The following is a 20,056-nucleotide window of genomic DNA, read 5'->3' on the forward strand; positions in this document are numbered from 1 at the left end:
GCTCAACAATCCTCACGTAGCAAAAGTCAATGAGTCAGACTCAATTAAGTCGGGTATCGAAAATTTCCAACTAACGCAGGTTGCGCTGCTGCTGGATCTGGCGTCCCTGCGCAGCCCACGTCTTATGGCGGTTGTATCGAATTGCCTTCACCTTGCCGCGATTGCCCAGGTACGCAGACACCGCTGCCGAAATGGCGATGACAGTATCCTCGGGGATATCTGCGTCCACGCGTTTGCGCAGTTCAGCCAACTCGCTTTCTGCCTGATTCAGGCGTGCCGTGGCCTTCTGCAAGCTTGTCGAGGTCGCATCCAACCGGTCGGTCAGTTCAGCGACGAGCGCTCGCAGCTCCTTAATCTCACCGATGCCGTCAGACACTACTGTGGCCCCAATCCGTGCTTCTTGGCCGGGCGAACCTCGCGCTTGTTACGCAGAACCGACAGTGCGTCAGCCACACGCAGGCGGGTTTCCGCCGGGTCAATCACGTCGTCGACCAGTCCGCGCGAGGCGGCGACATACGGCGTCGAGAAGCGTGTCTTGTATTCGGCGATACGCTCGTCGCGCACGCGCGCCTGCTCTTCCTCGTCGCCCGCGGCGGCAATTTCCTTTCGGAAGACCACGTTGACCGCACCCTCTGCGCCCATCACCGCAATTTCCGCGGTCGGCCATGCGAATACGTAGTCCGCACCGAGGTCCTTCGAGCACATCGCCAGGTACGCACCGCCGTAGGCCTTACGCATGACGACGGTCACCTTGGGCACAGACGCTGCGGAGTATGCGTAGAGCATCTTTGCGCCGTGGCGGATGATGCCGCCATGCTCCTGGGTGACGCCCGGCATGAAGCCAGGAACGTCAACCAGGGTGACCAGCGGGATGTTAAAGGCATTGCAGAAGCGGATGAACTTTGCGCCCTTGTCCGAGGAATTGATGTCCAGCACACCGGACATCACGTTCGGTTGGTTGGCGACAAAGCCCACGGTACGGCCCAAAACTCGACCAAAGCCGACAACCAGGTTGGTGGCAAAACCCGCCTGGCACTCGAGGAAATCGCCATTGTCCGCAATACGGATGATGACCTCGCGGACGTCGTAGCCCTTCTTGCCATCGACGGGGACGATGTCGCGTAGCTCTGGATCCGGCTCGGCGTCGAATACCGGATCCACGATTGGTGGCTCTTCCGTGTTGTTCTGTGGCAGGAAGCTTAGGAGCTTCTGCGCAATCAGGATGGCCTGCTCGTCATCGTCGGCAACGAAGTCGATATTGCCGGCCTTGGCCATGTGCGCATCAGCGCCACCGAGCTGCTCGGAGGTGACCTCTTCGCCGGTCACAGACTTAATAACACCCGGACCAGTGATGAACATCTGCGCCTTGCGCGTCTGAATGATGAAGTCGGTCAGAGCTGGCGAGTAGGCAGCGCCTCCAGCACATGGACCTGCAATGATGGAAATCTGCGGCACCAGACCGGATAGCCAGACATTGTTGTAGAAGACCTGGCCATAGCCCGACAGAGAGTCAATTCCCTCTTGAATGCGAGCGCCACCGGAGTCGTTGATGAAAACGAACGGAGTGCCGTTGTCGGCAGCAGAGCGCATGGTGGCCGCAACCTTGCGGGACTGCGTTTCACCAGCGGAGCCACCCATGACCGTGAAGTCCTGGGAGGCCACGTGTACTGCCCGGCCGAGAACCGCGGCAGTGCCGGTGACCACGCCGTCGGCAGGCGCGTCGGCAGTATCCATGCCGAAGTCGGTGGTGCGGTGAGTCATGAACATCCCGGTTTCACGGAAAGTGCCCTCGTCGACGAAGTTGTCGATACGCTCGCGGGCAGTCATCTTCCCACGTTCGTGCTGCTTGGCCTGGCGGGCTTCACCGCCACCGGACTCAACACGGCGACGCTGAGCATCCAAATAATCCAGGCGCTCCGCCATCGAGGCATCGACGCCCGGCGCGACGGCATCCGCCGAATTCGGCTGGTTTGCTGAACTTTGCGACATTGCTATCTCTTCTCCCGATGTTCCTAGGCGGGTTCCACCTGGACGGTCTGCGAACGACCGCCAACGGTGACCTTGTAGCGAATTGGCTCGCGAATGGCATTGGCAGCACCTGAGGCCTGCTCCGCCTCGCGCTTGAGCTGTTCGGCAGTCTTACCGACGTTCTTCGGCCCTTCGCCGCGCGTGGTGAAGAATCCCGGTGCGACGGATGGGAACAGTGCGTTGGTCAGGACGTCCTCGGCGGTGCCGTTGTAACCGTCGAGCTCCTTGGCCTGCTCGACCAGGTCGTCCCACTCTGGCTCGAGGAGATCAGCCGGACGAACAGTGATTTCTTCCTTCTTAGTCTGTTCCGCTGCCTGCTTAATCAGCTCTGGGTTGCGCTCACCCGGGCACTGCCCGTAATAGCCGAGCATGAGGTCAGCGAACTCAGCCGTCATAACCTTGTAGCGTCCCATCAGCACGTTAAACACAGCTTGCGTGCCGACGATCTGCGAGCTCGGAGTCACCAGCGGCGGGTAACCGGCGTCCTTTCGGACAATCGGTACCTCACGCATAACCTCTTCGACGCGGTCACCCGCGCCTTGGGCCTTGAGCTGGTTTTCCATGTTCGACAACATGCCACCAGGAATCTGCGACATGAAAATGTCGGTATTGACCAGGGTTTTCGACTCGAACTCTGCGTACTTCGGACGCACCTTGCGGAAGTGGTCACGAATGGTGATCAGGTTATCCATGTTCAGGTCGGTGGTGTAGTCGGTTCCCTCCAACATTTCCACCAGCGACTCGGTCGGGTTGTGCCCCGGGCCCAGCGACATCGACGAAATTGCCGTGTCCACGACATCCGCACCAGCTTCGATGGCTTTCATCAAAGTCACCATCGTGACACCGGTGGTCGAGTGACAGTGGACGTTAATCTGGGTGTCCTCGCCGTAAGTTTCCTTGATGCCGCGGATGATGTCGTAAGCCGGCTGAGGTTTCAGCAGCGCTGCCATGTCCTTCAACGCAATGGAGTCCGCCCCCATATCCAGTAGACGACCAGCGAGCTTAACGTACCCGTCGACGTCGTGAAGCGGAGACGTCGTATAGCAGATCGTGCCCTGCGCATGCTTGTCGACGTTCTTGACCGCGCGCATGGCGTGCTCGAGATTGCGTGGGTCGTTGAGCGCGTCGAAAACACGGAATACGTCCATACCGTTTTCAGCGGACTTCTCGACGAACTTGTCAACCACCATGTCCTCGTAGTGGCGGTAACCGAGAAGATTCTGGCCGCGCAGCAGCATCTGCAGGCGACTGTTCGGCATCAGCTTGCGGAATGTCCGCAGGCGCTCCCAGGGATCTTCATTAAGGAAGCGGATGCAGGCGTCAAAGGTTGCGCCGCCCCAGCACTCCACACTCCAAAAACCGGCCTTGTCCATTTCTTCACAGACATCGACCATGTCTTCCATAGCCATTCGCGTTGCCATGAGGCTCTGATGAGCGTCTCGGAACGCTACTTCCGTTACACCAATGGTTCGTGGACTCATAACTCCAAAAGTAAAGGCCTTTGGGGATCTTCGCGCGTTGGTGACCGCGAATACTGGGGATTCGGCGCCCGCCAAGGTGCGTTTAGAGTGTCAAATTGCCCACTTGCAGGGTTAAATACTTATTTTCACGCGAAGTTTATGCTCTTAATCGTTCGACTCGAATTTTTCCCTGGGGGTCGTTTTTGCGAATTGCGCTCGACAGATGGGACGGATGGCGCGCCCACACGGGACCGAAAAAGGCTCATGTTTTTTACAAAACGGTTAAGGTAGTCACATGAACCAAGCAAATACAGTCGGCGATTATCAAGTATGGCCGGGTGAGCCTTACCCGCTCGGATCTACCTACGACGGCGCTGGCACCAACTTTGCACTCTTTTCCGACGTTGCGGAAAAGGTTGAGCTTTGTCTGATTAGCGCCGAAGGCGAAGAAACACGCATTGAGTTGGAAGAAGTCGATGCGCATATCTGGCACTGCTACATCCCGTCCATCATGCCGGGCCAGCGCTACGCCTACCGCGTACACGGCCCATTCGATCCGGCCAACGGTAAGCGTTGCGACCCCAACAAGCTGCTGGTCGACCCATACGCCAAGGCTTTCGACGGCGAATTCGACGGTCACCCATCACTGTTCAACTATGACATTCATGACCACTCGAAGCGCAACACCGAGGACAGCCTGGGACACACCATGACCTCCGTGGTCATCAACCCATTCTTCGACTGGGGCGCTGACCGCGCACCTCGCACGCCGTACAACGAGACCGTGATTTACGAGGCCCACGTCAAGGGCATGACCATGACTCACCCGGATATTCCGGAGGAGCTACGTGGTACCTATGCCGGTCTCGCGCATCCGGCGATTATTGACTACCTCAAGGACCTTGGTGTCACGGCTATCGAACTGATGCCGGTCCACCAGTTCCTCCAGGACGACCACCTGCGCGAAAAGGGGCTACGCAACTACTGGGGCTACAACACCTTCGGTTTCCTAGCACCACATCAGGACTACTCGGCTTCCCAAAAGCCAGGCGGAGCAGTCAGCGAGTTCAAGGGCATGGTGCGCGCATTTCACGATGCCGGCATTGAGGTTATCCTCGACGTGGTCTACAACCACACCGCCGAGGGCAACCACATGGGCCCAACCATCTGCTTCCGAGGCATCGACAACGAGGCCTACTACCGCCTGGTCGAAGGCGATCGCCAGCACTACATGGACTACACCGGCACCGGTAACTCCCTGAATGTGCGCCACCCGCACTCGCTGCAGCTCATCATGGATTCGCTGCGCTACTGGGTCTCCGAGATGCATGTCGACGGCTTCCGCTTCGATTTGGCATCCACCCTGGCTCGAGAATTCCACGATGTGGATCGCCTCTCTGCCTTCTTTGACTTGGTGCAGCAGGATCCGATTGTCAGCCAGGTCAAGCTCATCGCAGAACCGTGGGATGTCGGCGAAGGTGGCTACCAGGTCGGTAACTTCCCACCGCAGTGGACTGAATGGAACGGTAAGTACCGCGACACTATCCGCGACTTCTGGCGCGGTGAGCCATCCACGCTCGGCGAGTTCGCTTCACGTATCACCGGTTCCTCGGACCTGTATGCAAACAATGACCGCCGCCCAACTGCGTCGATTAACTTCGTGACCGCGCATGACGGTTTTACTCTCAATGACTTGGTCAGCTACAACGAGAAGCACAATATGGCCAACGGCGAGGACAACCGCGATGGCGAGTCCCACAACCGTTCGTGGAACTGCGGTGTGGAAGGCCCGACCGACGACGAGCGCATCATTTCGCTGCGCGCTCGCCAGCATCGTAACTTCCTGACCACTCTCCTGCTGTCCCAGGGCACTCCGATGATTAGCCACGGTGACGAAATGGGACGTGGCCAGAAGGGCAACAACAACGTCTACTGCCAGGACAACCGTTTGGCCTGGGTCGACTGGAATCAGACTCGTACCAACTCTGAACTGGTCGAATACACCCAGTTCCTGACTGAGCTGCGTGCGGAACACCCAGTCTTCCGACGCCGCCGCTTCCTGCGCGGTGGCCCGCTCGGTGCGGAAACCGACGATCGTGACATTGCCTGGCTGACCTATGAGGGTCGTGTCATGACGACCGATGACTGGAACTTCGACTTCGGCAAGTCGTTGATGGTCTGGCTCAACGGCGATGCCATCACTGAGCCTGACCGCCGAGGTCACAGGATTGAAGATGACTCTTTCCTGTTGTGCTTCAACGCTCACCACGAGGACATCATGTTCCAAATTCCGGGCACCGAATACGCACACAGCTGGGAAGTCATCATCGACACCACAGAGATCACGGGTCGCCCGACCCGCGAGCGCATCGTTGAGCCAGAAGGCGAGCTCCGCGTGCCAGCCCGTTCTACCATCGTGCTGATCGAGCGGCACTAGCCGCGTCCGCGTTGGGTGTAGGGGCCTGGGCCTGGGTTTGTTCCTACACAAAAATCCCCTGTCGGCGGAAGACTTTTCTTCCACTGACAGGGGATTTTTCGGCTCTGAGTTCAACTCAAAACAGGGTTTGGGTCAACACAGCACTGCGGGAGCCGAGCTGGCGTGAAGTCTTCTTACGCAGATGCGCGCATATTGAACTCCGCCTGAGAGTTCAACCAGTACTCCGGCTCGGTGTCAAAGTAGTCGGACAGTCGATTTGCGAGGTCAGTAGTGACCGCAGTGCGGCCGGTGCGAAAGCGCTCCAGAGTTGAGCTTGGCACGCCGATGGCAAGAGCCAGTCGGTAGATAGAGAGGTGTCGCGGCTCGAGGAAATTATCGTTCAAGATAGAACCAGGGTGCACAGGATGCGTGCTCAAAATGTTTACTCCTTATTTCATCGCTTCACTGGCATACGTTGTTTCCGCTTTGCCCTACGCTTGAGCTCGAAAGCTCGAACGACCAGTTACCGCCGTTCGTCGAAAAGTATAAGGAGCGCCCGCTCAAAATGCATCCGGACATTTAACCCCCCAAAACATGTGGTTTTCAGGGGTACAGACACCCCCACTGTCCGAACGCTCCATAAATATTCCTATTTTTGTGGGCATTTCCACATTGTCGGAAGCCATGTGTACTCGGCGAGAACCGCAGGTACCGCAGCCTCTATGGGGCTCAATCCGCCATCGGCGCTACCATCTAGTGCATGACTACGACCACGCCATCCTCCGAGCCCGCCGTCGTCTTCGAGCTCACAGGCGACACGGTGACTATTACCGCAGATGGGCTCCGCCTTACCCACACCATCAACACGGCTAGCACCGACCCCGCGAAGCCCCTCCCGCTTGCCGACGTTGCGGAGGTCGCATCGGCAAGTAAAAACGGTGTCTACACTCCGGCCAACCGCTTTTTCCCCGGCACGGTGGACCTCGGAGTAGCTTTGCCAAAGGCCCGTGTGATGCCTCATCGTCAGGCAGCAGCGCAGTTGCTGGCAGACCTCGTGGCGGAGATGGCCAAGAATCCGGAGTTCTACAACTCAGCAGATGCTTTTACTTCCACGTTGATGCCGTGGGTGGCACAGCGTGCGGCGGTCACCGAAGGCGTGAGTGTGGTTGAGGGCGCGGGCGACGTCGTAAAGCAGTCTGTGCCTTTTGCACCGCTTCCTACGGGGGATGAGGTTGCGGCGTCGGACATCGCACCGTTTGCGGCGTTCGATGTAGAGACAGCGAACGAAGACACCGGCTCGATTATTCAGCTTGGCGTTGCGGTCGTGCGTGGCGGGAAGGTGACGGAGCGTTATTCCTGGATGTGCCGTCCGCCAAAGGGGCTGGAGTATTTTGATGAAGCCAATGTCGCGATTCATGGCATCACGGCGGCGGATGTGGCCGGTGAGCCGTCATTTCCGGAGCAGCTGGCGAAGTTTGTTGACGTCGTTGGGGATTTGGACGTAGTTGCTCACAATGCGCGGTTTGATTTCACAGCCCTGTCGCGGGCGTGCCGGACGGAAGGCATTCCAGCACCGAAGTTGAATTTTGCGTGTACTTATATGTGGGCTCGGCAGATGCAGTTGGGGCTGCCCAATTTGAAGCTGCCGACATTGGCGGAGGCCGCGGGGGCGTCGCTGGAGAATCATCATGATGCGACGGCAGATGCGGTCGCATGTGCTGAGGTAGCGCTGTGGTTGATGGAGCAGCAGCGCGCAACATCGGTGGCTGATTTGAGCCAGAAGGTCTCGCTGAGCTTGGGCCAGATTGGCAGTGGACGAGTGCGGATGGTGCGCTATGACCCGGCTGGTGTCGCCAGCACTGGCGCCGGGACCAACGCGGGAACTGGTACTGGTGCTGGTGCGCAGTCCGGCAGTTCCGCGCCGTCACGTCGGCCGCGTCGCAATGCGAAGTGGGATGCGGCCAAGACACCGGACACCATTCCAGACCCGAATCCGGACGCGGATCCAAGCGGCCTGCTGTACCAGCAGCGGGTGACGCTGACCGGCGATTTTGCCCCGTATGACAAGGGCTTTCTGTGGGATAAGATCGCCTTTGCAGGTGCGAATATCAATAAGGGTGTCACGAAGAAAACGACCATTTTGGTCGCCGGTCCGTGGGATTCGGTGACGTCGAAGGAGAAGAGGGCTCGACAGCTGCAGGCCGAAGGCCAGGAAATCCAGATTTGGACTGAGAAGGAGCTCTTCACCGCACTCGGGCTGAATCCGGAAGAGGATGGCGCGTCCGAAGCAGGAGACACTGCGGAAGGGACACCTAGCGCCAGCGCCGGAAACAACTCCAGTGAGTCGGTTCCGTTGTTCGGTTCTACTTCCCTGCCCGGCGATGACGGAATGCCACCCTTCTAGGCCACGTTCACGAGAAGAAATTCGCATTCGGACGGCAGGCGCAGACTCTGGGGCTAGCTGCTGCCACAGCGGTCAGGCAGCAGCTTTTCCTGGTGGGCGGTATAAAGGGGAACATGAGTCGCCGACCAATTACGTCCACCTACCGTCTCCAACTCCGTGGCCCCAAGGCCGACCCAAACGGGCGCGCTTTCACGTTCGCTGACGCGGCTGAACAGGTCGGCTACTTGGCAGACCTCGGAATTTCACACCTGTATCTGTCGCCTATCCTCACCGCCGTACCGGAGTCTAACCATGGCTACGATGTCATCGATCCGACGACGGTGAACCCGGAGCTCGGCGGCATGGAAGAGCTGCAGAAGCTCGCGCAGGTGGCGCACAAGGCCGGTCTGGGCATCATTATCGACCTGGTACCGAACCACCTCGGTGTTGAGGAGCCCAAGCTCAATGCCTGGTGGTGGGACGTTCTGACCTATGGCAAGGATTCTCAGTTCGAGCCATACTTCGACATCGACTGGCACGAGGACAACGGTGCCAACGGCAAGATGGGGTTGCCGATTCTGGGCTCCCCGGAGGATATCGACAAGCTGGAGCTCGACACGTCTGGTGACGAGCCACTTCTGCGTTACTACGACAATGCATTCCCGGTGCGCCCCGGCACCGAGGACGGCACCCCGCAGGAAGTACATGATCGCCAGGCCTATCGCCTGATGTACTGGAAGGACGGGGTCATTGGCTACCGTCGATTCTTCAGCGTCAACGGTCTGGCCGGCATCCGCCAGGAAAACCCGGTGGTATTCGAGCACACACACCGCATCATCCGCGAGCTGCTAGCTGCGGACATCATTGACGGTGTCCGCATTGACCACCCAGATGGCCTCAGCAACCCATTCGGATACCTCAGCGAGCTGCGCCGTCTACTCGGCGATGACAAGTGGCTGGTTATCGAGAAGATTCTGGGTGCCGAAGAGCCACTGGATCCGAGGCTCCAGGTTGACGGCACCACGGGTTACGACGCCCTGCGTGAGTTCGACAATGTCTTCGTCAACCGCGACTCCCGAGACGCCATGAGTATGTTGGCTCTGCAGCAGTCCGGTTCAACCTGGGACAAGACTGCCGTGCAGGCAACTGCGCAGGCTCTCAAGCACGATGTCGCTGCTCACGAGTTGGCTGCAGAAGTCCGTCGTCTAGCACGTGCCCTGCGCCGCGATAACTGGTCTATCAACGGTACCAGCGTCAGCGATGAGGTACTTATCGACACCATCTGCAAGCTGGTCGCTGCCATGCCTGTCTACCGTTCGGACTATGTCTCCCTGTCGCGAGTGGCTTCCACGGTCATTGGTGAGATGGCAGCGCGTTTCCCCTCGCGTGTCTTTGCCCTCGACCTCATTTCGGCAGGTTTGGTAGCCGGTGGTGAGGCCGCCACGCGGTTCGCTCAGGTTTGTGGTGCGGTCATGGCAAAGGGTGTCGAAGACACCACCTTCTACCGTGCCTGCCGCCTGATCAGCCTAAACGAAGTCGGCGGTGATCTCGGTCGCTACGGCATGTCTGCGGCGGAGTTCCACCTGTTGCAGTCGGAACGTGCTCGCCTCTGGCCACGAACCATGACCACGCTGTCCACGCACGACACCAAGCGCGGCGAAGATGTCCGCGCCCGCATTCTCCAGCTCTCCGATGTCTCCGGCGACTGGGCTGAAAATGTCCGCAACTGGATGGCCATCACCCCCGCCCCTGACGATGCCACCGGCTACTTCCTGCTGCAGAACATCATCGGAGTCTGGCCGACCGACGGCGTAATTACCGATGAACTGCGCGAACGCCTCCACGACTACGCCATTAAGGCCATCCGCGAGGCAGATGTGCACACCTCCTGGACGGAGCCGGTCGAGGAGTTCGAACTCGGCATTCGCAGCTGGATCGACGCGCTTCTCGACGGCCCCCTGACCGACTCCATCACAGAGTTCGTCCGCTCCATTGCGCCAGCTGCCCTGACCACGTCTCTGTCGCGCAAACTCCTCCAGCTTGTCGGCCCCGGCATCCCCGATACCTACCAGGGGACGGAGTTCACAGAGGACTCCCTGGTTGATCCCGACAACCGCCGGTTCGTCGACTACGATGCGCGCGTCGCGGCGCTGGATAAGGTTGCTCGCGATGAGGTCACGTCGGTAACTAAGAGTCCAGAGCACCCAGCTGAGCTGCCGGAGGACTTTACGGATGCCGATGCGGACGTCGCAAAGCTGATGGTGACTCACCACGGCGTGAAGCTACGTGCGGAGCGCCCGGAGTCCTTCGTCGGCGGTGCCTACCAGCCAGTATTCGCCGTTGGTGTGGGCGAGCGTCATCTGGTCGGCGCGGCGCGTGGACCGAAGGGCGAGCCGGAAGATGTTATCGCGCTGGTGACGCGCCGTCCGCTGGGGCTGCAGCGCGAAGGCGGTTGGGGCGACACTACAGTGACACTTCCCAAGGGGTTTTGGACCGACCGTTTCACCGGCCATACCTGGTCGGGCACCATCGCCGTGGCTTCTCTGTTCAGCTCCTTCCCAGTAGCACTGCTGGTACGCGAGGACGATGACGACTAAGCGCATGAAGGATTCGCTTGCCGACGGTTCCCGCGATCAGACCCGCAAGGCTCAGTTGGCGGAGGATCGAGAGGTTACACGTGCGCTGCAGTCGAAGTACGACTCGTGGGCAACTCGGCACCCCACCGCCGCGCAGGACTTTGTCGATGCGATTAAAGAGATTCTCTCCGATGCCGGTTTGGCCTTTGACAATGTCACGGCGCGGGTGAAGTCTTTCCGCTCATTGCGGCAGAAGGCCCTGCGTCGTGAAGCGGATGGCAGCTACGTCTACCCTGACCCGTGGCACGATATCCACGACATCATCGGTGTGCGTGTAACCACGTACCATTCGACGGAGATTCCCGCGATCATGGATGCGCTGGGAGATTCGCTGACTGTGCTGCGTAGGATTGACAAAACCGCGGAGACACGAATCAGCGGCCGGTTGGGATACGGCTCCCAGCACTTGATCTGCAAGGTGTCGACGGCGGCGCCGTCAGAGCTAGCTCCATATGCGGATATGCAGTTTGAGGTGCAACTGCGCACTGTGCTGCAGCATGCGTGGGCGGAATTTGAGCACGATATTCGCTATAAGGCCCCTGAGGGAGCGACAGACCCGCGGATTGATCGAGCTTTTGCGCTGGCCGCTGGCCTTATTGAGCTCGCGGATCAGCAGTTCGACCAAGTCGTTGCCGTGCTGGAGGAATCCACGCCGGACGATTCCGCGCAGGGAGAGGGCAAACAGCCCTCAGCTCCGGCAAAGACCACAGCCGATGACATTGTGGTGACTGAGGAAACCCTACCCGGCGTGCTGACGATGCTGCTTCCAGATGCGCCCCGATCGAAATCAGAACATTACGGCTGGGCAGAAGAACTGCTGGAGCGCAATGGCATTCGCACTGTCGGGCAGCTGCGAGAGCTACTTAATCCACAGCGCCTCAGTGCGGTAAGCAAGGCCATGAAGTACCGCTTTAACCCAGGCCATGTGCGTGTTATCGATGACCTACTACTAGCGGCTCGCGGTGAAAAGCACATCAAGGCCACTGCAGATACCAGCCATAACCCGAAGCGTCGACCAGCCCGTTTGCGCGCACGGTTGCAGCAACTAGCGGAGGCCGGGATGCCTATGAGCGACGTCCCCGAAGACGATCGAGCTGACGGCGATCGCGCTTCGTAGGCCGCCCGGCACCGCGATCGCGCATCGGCATCGATGCGAGAATCTCCCTCGGAGGCGGTGGCGGAGAGTGGTCGATATAGCACTGCCTGGCCACCGGAGCTCCGACCCGCTTCTTCACCGTCTTGGTGACCTCAACAATGTGTTCGCGGTGGTTTGCCCACAGTCGCACTCTGTCCCCTGGGACGACTAGAACTGAGGGTTTCACGGCTTCGCCGTTGACTTTGACGTGGCCGCCACGGCACGCATCTGCGGCCAATGAGCGAGTTTTCAGCAACCTGACCGCCCAAATCCAGGCATCAATACGCACTGGCTCGGTAGACAATTGCTGCTGAGCAGGCATTTACTGCGGATCCTTGTAGTTCACAATCCGCTGAACCTTTTGCCAATTGAGAAAACCACCGACCAGGCCGACTACTGCCAGGATGAGGAATAGAGACATGCTTCCGGCTAGAAGTCCGAGCACTGCACCGCCGACGACACCACTGCCTGCCCATACAACGGCATTGCGGGAGTACTTTCGCACCGCGTTCTTGCGGAGCTCAATGGGGTTCTGAGGTTGGGGCTGAAGATAGCTCATGGAGTACATATTAGAGCGTTCTGGTCGCCCTGACGCATCGCATAGGTCGATAGGGCGTACAATTCGGGAAAAATTTCTACAGCTATAGCAAACCTGCTAGATATTCCTATTTGGGTAGGTAATTAACACAATGGCGTAGGTTGATTGCTAGTGTTAGTCCTATGACAGAAACTGTCCGCCCCCGCCACCGCATGGTCGACCGCGTTGCGGCGATCCTCGAACTCGTTGCGCGCTCTAACGAAGGTCTAACCCTCACTGACATCGCCCACACGCTGAACTATCCGCTCAGTACCACGCAGGGCCTTGTCAACGGTCTGACTGTGACAGGTTACCTTGACGAGTCCAACAAGCGTTACACGCTCGGCATGGCGCCGTTTCTGCTCAATGTCATGGCCGGTCGTCGCATGGTCAACGTTCCGACGGCTGAGCTCGAGGCGATTCACAACGAAACTGGCTTGATTACCGTGCTGGCACTGCCGGTTGGTGGCAAGCTTTTCTACCTCAAAACCGTCGGTGAATCCATGCGCTACCAGTACCTGACGGAGAACTTCCTGCCGCGCTCGCTGTTGCGCACCTCTGCAGGTTGGGTTTTGATGAGTCGGTTTGAAAAGCGCGAACTGTGGTCCTACCTGAACTCCGCGCGGCCGGAAGACCAGGTCTATGTGGATGATTTCCTCCGCCAGGCCGGGGAAATCGCAGAGACCGGCGTCTGTGCTGCCCCGGGTATTGCCGAAGGCGGTGGCGTTGACGGTGTCTCTATCGCAGTGGAGGAAGACGGTGCTACTGTCGCGGCAGTCTGCGTCTTCGGTCGGCCAGAAAAGATTGCGGAAAATAAGGACGAGCTGGTGGAAATTCTCAAGCGCCATCGCGGCGCACACAACGGCGAGGAATCCCCGAACCAGGGTTAGTGGCTGTTAAGCGCGCAGCTCCCACCAGATTTCGCCACCGTCCGTAGACGGCTCGCTAGCTCCCTTAGTCAGCGCCTGCATTTCGCCGTCAAGCTGGGCAATCCCATCGGCAGTCACCGCGATGGAAAACTCCACGTTCTGGCCCCACCGCGTTTCCACGATCTCATAACCACGAGCACGCAATTCCGCTTCGATGCGACCGGCATCTGCGGCGGAGACACTCACTACCCTCAAGGCTCTTTGCACGCGTCGCATGCGCGTGACTTTTTCTAGACACTCTAAGACCGAATCCGAATAGGCCCTCACAAGCCCACCCGTGCCTAATTTGATGCCGCCAAAATAGCGGATCACTACGGCGGTGACATTCGTCATTCCAGAGCCCTGGAGCACATCGAGCATCGGGCGCCCTGCCGTGCCACCAGGTTCACCGTCATCTGAGGATCGCTCCACCCGATTCCCTCCGACGACCTCATGAATGTATGCGCTGCAGTGGTGGCGAGCATCCGGGTACTCCGCCTTGGCCAAATTGATGACCTCTCGGGCGCTGTCTTCGTCGTCGGCACGCGCGATCCACGTAATGAAGCGAGATTTCTTAATCTCGATTTCATTCGTGACGATGTCACCGTCGGCGGGGACAATCAGCTCGATGTCACGCTGATTCTGCGTCGCTTCGGTCGAAGTGGATGGCTCGGTGGTCATAGTGTCCATTGTTGCCTATGGGCTTAGTGCACACCCAATCACCGCCGCTCGGTACTTTTCTCGACCTCACCTTTGACTCCCCTCGAATCCGCGGTGTTCGAAAACGTTTCCCTGTGCCCATCCGCTGACTGACCTACCATGGTGCCCATGAGCAACTACCGAGTCTGGGCCCCGTACGCTTCCGAAGTTCGTCTGCTGTTGGGCAATCCTGACGCGCCGGCGATTTTTGATATGCATCCCATCGCTGACGCGACCGATGACTACGGCGCCAACTCTGGTTGGTTTGAAGCTGATGTGGCTCGCACACCGGGGGATCGCTACGCATTTTCGCTGCGGGCACATGCGGGATTCGGCGCGCCTGACGACGAATCGGGGGACGGCTCCTCCCCCGCTGTCGGTGACTGGACAATACCGCTGCCAGATCCGCGTTCCCAGTCGCAGCCGGATGGTCCGCATGGTTTCTCCGAGGTCGTTGACCTGGGTGCCTATAAGTGGAAGGACTCGGCCTGGTCGGGCCGGATTCTGCCAGGAGGTCTGATTTATGAGCTGCATGTGGGCACCTTCAGCGATTCTGGTGATTTCGAAGGTTTGGTGGAACATCTAGACCACCTGATTGAGCTGGGGGTAACACACATTGAGCTGATGCCAGTGCAGCCTTTCGGCGGTGACCGCAATTGGGGCTATGACGGTGTGTCCTGGCACAGCGTGCACGAGGGCTACGGTGGCCCGCGGGGTCTACAGAAGCTAGTTGATACGTGCCACCGAAAGGGTTTGGCTGTCATCTTGGATGTGGTCTTTAACCACTTTGGCCCAGACGGCAACTATGTGGGGTTTTTCGGTCCCTACACCGCTGGTGGTTCGACGGGTTGGGGTGAGGTTGTCAATCTCACTGGCGACAACTCTGATGAGGTGCGTGCGTATATTTTGGATGCAGTGCGCCAATGGCTGGTGGATTACCACGTCGACGGTCTTCGTCTGGACGCAGTCCATGCCCTGCATGACGAGGGCGCATTCCACATTCTGGAGCAGATGCAGGTTGTCGCAGACACTGTCGCAGCCGAGACTGGTATTCCGCGTTCTTTGATTGCAGAGTCCGACCAGAATGATCCGCGTTTGGTCCGTCCGCGCGCCGCTGGTGGCTTTGGCCTCAACGCTCAGTGGGATGATGACGTCCACCATGCACTGCACACGCTAGTATCTGGCGAGGACCACGCCTACTACTCAGACTTTGGGTCGGTGGAAGCGCTAGCTAGTGCTTTGGAAACTGGCTTCTGGCATACGGGCACAATGTCGACGTTCCGTGGTCGCACTCATGGTCGTCTCTTCGACCTGTCTGTACAGCCCATGCATGCTTTCGTAACGTACACGACCACACATGATCAAACGGGAAACCGCGCTGTCGGTGACCGTCCGTCGATGAACCTCACTCCGGCGCAGCAGGTTTTAAAGGCAGCAGTTATCGCCTGCAGTCCTTTCACCCCGATGCTTTTCCAAGGTGAGGAATGGGGCGCCTCTACCCCGTTTGCTTTCTTCTGTTCCCATGAAGATCCGGAGCTGCAGCGGCTCACGCGCGAGGGACGCCTACGTGAGTTTGCCCGTGCCGGGTGGGATCCGAAGGAGGTATCCGACCCATCCGATCCAGAGACCTTTAACCGCTCGAAGCTCAATTGGCAGGAGGTCTCGGAGGGCTCGCACGCCACTATTCTGGCGGCCTACCGCGATCTCTTCGCGCTGCGGAAGTCACACCCGTCGCTTCGCACTCCGTGGTCGGCATCTGTAGTGACTGAGTATGACGAGGACAATCGTTGCCTCGTCGTTGTGCGCAGCCAGGATGAGCGCGAAATGGGTGCCCGAAACTCGGATGCCTTTGAAACTGTCGCTTTGGTTGCGAATCTCTCCGACGCCGAAACCAGCGTCAGCCTGGATTCCGAGTTCGGTTCCGCCCACCTGCTACACACTTTTGAGGACGCAGCAGCCAGCATCGTCAATGACGAAGCTGCTGGTCCCGAAATCTCGCTTCCAGCGTGGGGCTACGCTGTCGTCTCGCTCAGCTAGTCAGCCGGATTTTCAGCCTCGGTGTCGGACTCTTCCTCATCCGCCGCACCCGACTCGGGTGCTGGCCACGGCAACTCGGTGACATCACCGTGGAGGACGTGAGCCACCAACGCGTCTGCGATGAGAATATCGCTCATCACCAACGTCGGAACCAGGTCCGCCAGCTGAGCCCACATCGGAATCAGCTCACGGACAGCGGCGACACTGGCATCAGAGTTCTCAGCCTGAGTACGAGCCAATACGCGGGCAGCCACTGCAATAAGCAGTGACGTTCCCGGCACCAGAGTCCAGTGCAGCGAAGGATCATCCGCATCGATGCCGTCGAGCTTGTGGAAGCGCACATTGACCGCCTTGCGCAGTCGTGGAGACGCCTTCGATACCGTCTTAAACAACACCCGAGAGGCGGCGGCAAGCTGGGTCATGACACCGGATTCCACAATCTCAGCACGATTGCGTACCACTTCGTAGATTGCGGTGAAGCGAGCGTCATCGTCGGTCAGCGGACCCGGGACCATGCGGTAAGGATCAAAGACCTGCGACAGAATAGCGCTGGCCTGTGCTTCCGGCAGCGAGGTAATCTGCACCGAGCTCTGGTCGATAGTAGCGGACTCCAGGGTGGTGTCCTGGCCGCTGGCAGCAATGTCCAGCAGTCCCTGGCCACCAGTTGTGCGCAGGTAGTCCAGCTGACGAGAACGGTCCACGCTCTCATCAGTGAGATCCGCCAATGCTGCCAATGCACCGAGCCACGGCACACGGCGACGCCCCGGCACTGGCTTAGTAGCGCTGAAGTCTCCCAGCACGAGTCCGGAGGCGATAAACATACCCGGCTGATCGTCGAGCGCGATGACTGAACGGTTCAACGCTGCCAGACCGGCGCGTGGTTCGGCACACAAGATCGCACCCAACCTAGGTGCGGCCAGCAGCGGATTCGCCTGCGCCATGTCGGTTGCACGACCAGCCCGCAAGGTCGCCAGTAGTGTCCACAAACGTGCGAGCTGATCCTGATTTAGCTCGCCCCACAGTTCCTGCGCGCGAGCAACGGGATCGGTGTCCTCGCCATCGAGGTCGATAGCCTCTGCATCATCGACATGATTCAGAATGGTCGACCCGGCCGCCGGCCACTGCGGGTGGCGTTCCTTTTCCACACCGAGAGTCACCTGCGCGACAAATGGGCCGAGGCCGCGGAGCTCGTCGGGAAGCTCGCATTCGCCCTCCACGACTTCGAGGGCGACGGGTTCGCGCCACGGCTGACCGGCGGCCCAGAGCCACAGGGTCATCGGCAAGTGCGAAACGTCGTCAGCGACATCAACCTCGATGATGTCAGTGGCTTCATCGTTGAAGGCAATCTGGCGGATGGCATCGCGGGAGGAAGCCTCCACCAGTGGTACAGACAGGCGCTTCCGTCCCGTCACACGTGTCCAGTCCAAACTGATGCGCAGAGCCTTCAGCAGGGAGATACGGTCTGCAAACTTGCCGAACTCCGCGTAGCCAGTATCGCCGAAACGCTTGATGGGGACACGACAGATGTCGCGCTCACCGCTGGAAACTGCAACATGCGCATGGCGCAACTCGCCCGGGGCACTGACGACAATCTTGCCGAAGGCATCGACACGCTTCGGGCGGGTGACCAATGTAGTGGTGCGGCGGGCGACGGATTCGTCGGCAAGCGGAACCTCAAACTGCAGCGTGCCTGGCGTGACCTGCAACTGCAGCCATGCGCCCTCGTCGGTGGAAAGCTCGACGGTACCTGTGACTTCGTCCGCCCCGAGGCGCACGATAGCGGGCTCGGCGTCAAGCGGCTTGTCGCCGGAGACAACGCGGATGTCGGCGGGGCTCAGACCGTCGATGGTTGGGATGCGGAATCCGTCACCACCACCGCTGTAAGTGATCGTGAGGTCTGCCTGCTCCGCAATGGCGAAGTGCTTCTGGAAGCTGCGGCCACGCGGATTGACCAGGCGAACCACGAACTCGCCGACCCACGGGTAATCATCATCGGTAAGGATCTCAACCTCGCCACCCGCGGCGGGCACCTCGAGGTCATAGACCATGACGGAATCCGTGGTAAACGCACCATAGCCACCAAAATCGGTGACGATGGCGCGCCAGGACTCGTCCTTACCGGACAGCGTCGGCGGGAACACAGCGACCGGACCACCGGCGTAAACCGGGGTGCCGTAGGCAGACACCGTGCCGTCGAGACGCGCGTGGGGCATGGTCATTCGCGGTTGACGCTGCGGTGATGCCGAGCGAACCTCGCCAGCCGCCCCAGACCGACGAACCTGAACTGCATGAACATCGCGAAGATCGATCTCAGCGACTTGCCACAACTCCCAGTTAAATGGGCGCGGGTCCGATAGCAATGGCACCTCAGCACCCGTAACGGGGTCAACGAGTGTGGCATCAACCGGGTAGACCACCGTAGCGGACGTCGAGTGTAGCGAGACCTTGTCTGTGACTGACTGACCGTCGGCACCGAAAATGAGAATTGGGTCCTCAGTGCTAATCGCAGGGACTCGCCAGTGCTTCTCATCGCCAATTTCCACCAGCACATCGCGCACCGGCTCATCGATGGTCACCACTGGACGCGGCAGCGAATCCTGCAGGCCCACCACCGGCGTCGTTGCTACCGTGCCGCCGAAGGTGACACGCCAGGTCCGTCCCGCCGGATCCAGCGGCGTCGGTAGCTGTACGCCAACGGTCTGCGTCAGCTCATCGAAGTACAGCTGCGGGCGGCCGGTCGTTGCCACCACGCCCACCGCTTCACGACGATTCGCAGTACCCGCCGGACGCATACGCAGCTCTTCACGCGCAGCGGCCACCAGAATAGGCGGCAGCCCCGCATCGAGCTGGCCGAGTTCTTCCCGGGCCTCCCAGTTGGCCGGATCGGCAGCGGTGGCAATGGCGTAGCCGAGGGTTGCCTTAAACAACTTGTGTGCCTGACGAGGTGCCGTCCTGGCCAGCTGACGCAGCGCCAGCGGGTAGACACCATCTTCCGCCTCTGCGATTTCGGTCAGCAGCTCCTCGAGCAGCGGATGAACCTTCGAAAGCGCCTGTACCAGGTCATTTGATGAAGGGTCGGATAGCTCCGCTACCCCGGCAAGTTCCTCGCAGCGCTCGATAATCAGTGGCATCACTGACAGCTGCACTCCCGCGTGCAGCAGAAGCACCTGCGCTGCCCGCTGCAGCGGATCCGCGTCGGCTTGGTTGCTGTCGACGTCGTTAGGCAAACCAGCGTTGGCCAGCATTGTCGGCACTGCGGCGGCGAGGTGCTCGATGAGCGCGCCGGTAGTGTCAGCGTCTGGATCCAGCTGCAGAGCGGCTGGCCAGTCCAGCCACATTTCGCTTGCCGACGCAACACGCGCGGCGCGTCCTACCAGCGAGGCAAGGGTGACCAGCGGGTGATTGTCAACGACACTCTTCGCAGCTTCGATATCGGCGGCAGTACCGCCCGCCAGATGATGGGCCAGGAGCGTTCCCAGGAAGCGGTCGATACGCTCAACCTCGTCCATCGCCAGCCCTGACCAGACAAACAGTGGCTCAACTTTGGCCTGTGTGGCAGATTCCAACAGCCCTGGAATCCGGGTGGCCAGGTCCTGCTCTGCGGCAGCCAGCCACATTTCGACAGTCACGGTATTTTCCACTCGGACACCCTGGTCGACACTGCTTGCCCCAGTCATAGTGGGTGGACGCTCCCCTTCGCTACAAAGCTTGCTCGAAAAGATTCATTTAATTAACGGAGCTGGGAGGACTTCCTCGGAGGTTTCCCAGCTGGACCCA

General features: G+C 59.5%; 14 protein-coding genes. 6 read left to right on the plus strand and 8 right to left on the minus strand.

Annotated elements, in window-relative coordinates; genetic code table 11:
- Positions 1–70 precede the first annotated feature (70 nt).
- The 3 genes from HMPREF2681_RS00235 to HMPREF2681_RS00245 are packed head-to-tail and all read right to left on the minus strand — an operon-like array spanning position 71 to position 3,509.
- Positions 71–325, minus strand: coding sequence for a hypothetical protein (locus tag HMPREF2681_RS00235; protein ID WP_070545630.1), 255 nt, complete (start codon positions 323–325; stop codon positions 71–73).
- Positions 326–375: 50 nt separating this feature from the next.
- Entirely contained in the window at positions 376–1,989 is a 1,614-nt protein-coding gene (locus tag HMPREF2681_RS00240) for an acyl-CoA carboxylase subunit beta (RefSeq protein ID WP_070545597.1), read from the minus strand.
- Positions 1,990–2,012: 23 nt separating this feature from the next.
- Positions 2,013–3,509 carry a methylmalonyl-CoA carboxytransferase subunit 5S gene (locus tag HMPREF2681_RS00245; RefSeq protein ID WP_042388769.1) on the minus strand — a complete coding sequence of 499 codons (1,497 nt, stop codon included), beginning with the start codon at positions 3,507–3,509 and terminating at the stop codon, positions 2,013–2,015.
- A 274-nt stretch (positions 3,510–3,783) separates the two neighbouring features.
- Between HMPREF2681_RS00245 and glgX the strand changes: the two genes are divergently transcribed.
- Positions 3,784–5,925, plus strand: coding sequence for a glycogen debranching protein GlgX (gene glgX, locus HMPREF2681_RS00250; protein WP_048734718.1), 2,142 nt, complete (start codon positions 3,784–3,786; stop codon positions 5,923–5,925).
- Positions 5,926–6,098: 173 nt separating this feature from the next.
- On the opposite strand, the gene HMPREF2681_RS00255 is transcribed toward glgX, so the two are convergent.
- Entirely contained in the window at positions 6,099–6,341 is a 243-nt protein-coding gene (locus HMPREF2681_RS00255; RefSeq protein WP_005510305.1) for a HigA family addiction module antitoxin, read from the minus strand.
- Between the two features lie 323 nt (positions 6,342–6,664).
- Between HMPREF2681_RS00255 and HMPREF2681_RS00260 the strand changes: the two genes are divergently transcribed.
- From HMPREF2681_RS00260 to HMPREF2681_RS00270, 3 genes are all read left to right on the plus strand, one after another.
- Positions 6,665–8,308 (plus strand): exonuclease domain-containing protein, encoded by a 1,644-nt coding sequence (locus tag HMPREF2681_RS00260; protein ID WP_070545600.1) that lies wholly within the window; start codon positions 6,665–6,667, stop codon positions 8,306–8,308.
- Positions 8,309–8,421: 113 nt separating this feature from the next.
- Positions 8,422–10,884, plus strand: coding sequence for a malto-oligosyltrehalose synthase (gene treY, locus HMPREF2681_RS00265; RefSeq protein WP_070545603.1), 2,463 nt, complete (start codon positions 8,422–8,424; stop codon positions 10,882–10,884).
- The gene (locus tag HMPREF2681_RS00270) at positions 10,874–12,040 is read left to right on the plus strand and encodes a GTP pyrophosphokinase (RefSeq protein ID WP_016422971.1); all 1,167 of its coding nucleotides are present in this window, start codon (positions 10,874–10,876) and stop codon (positions 12,038–12,040) included. The genes treY and HMPREF2681_RS00270 overlap by 11 nt, the downstream gene beginning before the upstream one ends.
- On the opposite strand, the gene HMPREF2681_RS10860 is transcribed toward HMPREF2681_RS00270, so the two are convergent.
- Positions 11,988–12,380, minus strand: a complete 393-nt coding sequence (locus HMPREF2681_RS10860; RefSeq protein ID WP_016422972.1) for an RNA-binding S4 domain-containing protein — start codon at positions 12,378–12,380, stop codon at positions 11,988–11,990. The genes HMPREF2681_RS00270 and HMPREF2681_RS10860 overlap by 53 nt on opposite strands.
- Positions 12,381–12,626 carry a hypothetical protein gene (locus HMPREF2681_RS00275; protein ID WP_005510313.1) on the minus strand — a complete coding sequence of 82 codons (246 nt, stop codon included), beginning with the start codon at positions 12,624–12,626 and terminating at the stop codon, positions 12,381–12,383.
- Between the two features lie 152 nt (positions 12,627–12,778).
- On the opposite strand from HMPREF2681_RS00275, the gene HMPREF2681_RS00280 reads away from it, so the two are divergent.
- On the plus strand, positions 12,779–13,525 hold the full coding sequence (locus HMPREF2681_RS00280) for a helix-turn-helix domain-containing protein (protein ID WP_016422973.1): 747 nt from the start codon (positions 12,779–12,781) through the stop codon (positions 13,523–13,525).
- A 6-nt stretch (positions 13,526–13,531) separates the two neighbouring features.
- Here HMPREF2681_RS00280 and HMPREF2681_RS00285 read toward each other — a convergent pair whose 3' ends face one another.
- On the minus strand, positions 13,532–14,233 hold the full coding sequence (locus tag HMPREF2681_RS00285) for a YigZ family protein (protein WP_016422974.1): 702 nt from the start codon (positions 14,231–14,233) through the stop codon (positions 13,532–13,534).
- A 129-nt stretch (positions 14,234–14,362) separates the two neighbouring features.
- Between HMPREF2681_RS00285 and treZ the strand changes: the two genes are divergently transcribed.
- Positions 14,363–16,279, plus strand: a complete 1,917-nt coding sequence (treZ, locus tag HMPREF2681_RS00290) for a malto-oligosyltrehalose trehalohydrolase (protein WP_070545605.1) — start codon at positions 14,363–14,365, stop codon at positions 16,277–16,279.
- On the opposite strand, the gene HMPREF2681_RS00295 is transcribed toward treZ, so the two are convergent.
- Positions 16,276–19,956 (minus strand): hypothetical protein, encoded by a 3,681-nt coding sequence (locus HMPREF2681_RS00295; protein ID WP_016422976.1) that lies wholly within the window; start codon positions 19,954–19,956, stop codon positions 16,276–16,278. The genes treZ and HMPREF2681_RS00295 overlap by 4 nt on opposite strands.
- Positions 19,957–20,056: the final 100 nt, after the last annotated feature.

Source organism: Corynebacterium sp. HMSC064H12 (genome assembly GCF_001809925.1).
Taxonomy (GTDB): Bacteria; Actinomycetota; Actinomycetes; order Mycobacteriales; family Mycobacteriaceae; genus Corynebacterium; species Corynebacterium jeikeium_D.

Bases quoted from the DNA above. Each gene is read 5' to 3' on its own strand.
- HMPREF2681_RS10860 (WP_016422972.1), bottom strand. From the start codon at position 12,380: ATGCCTGCTCAGCAGCAATTGTCTACCGAGCCAGTGCGTATTGATGCC.
- HMPREF2681_RS00285 (WP_016422974.1), bottom strand. From the start codon at position 14,233: ATGGACACTATGACCACCGAGCCATCCACTTCGACCGAAGCGACGCAG.
- HMPREF2681_RS00270 (WP_016422971.1), top strand. From the start codon at position 10,874: ATGACGACTAAGCGCATGAAGGATTCGCTTGCCGACGGTTCCCGCGAT.
- HMPREF2681_RS00260 (WP_070545600.1), top strand. From the start codon at position 6,665: ATGACTACGACCACGCCATCCTCCGAGCCCGCCGTCGTCTTCGAGCTC.
- HMPREF2681_RS00245 (WP_042388769.1), bottom strand. From the start codon at position 3,509: ATGAGTCCACGAACCATTGGTGTAACGGAAGTAGCGTTCCGAGACGCT.
- glgX (WP_048734718.1), top strand. From the start codon at position 3,784: ATGAACCAAGCAAATACAGTCGGCGATTATCAAGTATGGCCGGGTGAG.
- HMPREF2681_RS00280 (WP_016422973.1), top strand. From the start codon at position 12,779: ATGACAGAAACTGTCCGCCCCCGCCACCGCATGGTCGACCGCGTTGCG.
- HMPREF2681_RS00295 (WP_016422976.1), bottom strand. From the start codon at position 19,956: ATGACTGGGGCAAGCAGTGTCGACCAGGGTGTCCGAGTGGAAAATACC.
- treZ (WP_070545605.1), top strand. From the start codon at position 14,363: ATGGTGCCCATGAGCAACTACCGAGTCTGGGCCCCGTACGCTTCCGAA.
- treY (WP_070545603.1), top strand. From the start codon at position 8,422: ATGAGTCGCCGACCAATTACGTCCACCTACCGTCTCCAACTCCGTGGC.
- HMPREF2681_RS00275 (WP_005510313.1), bottom strand. From the start codon at position 12,626: ATGTACTCCATGAGCTATCTTCAGCCCCAACCTCAGAACCCCATTGAG.
- HMPREF2681_RS00240 (WP_070545597.1), bottom strand. From the start codon at position 1,989: ATGTCGCAAAGTTCAGCAAACCAGCCGAATTCGGCGGATGCCGTCGCG.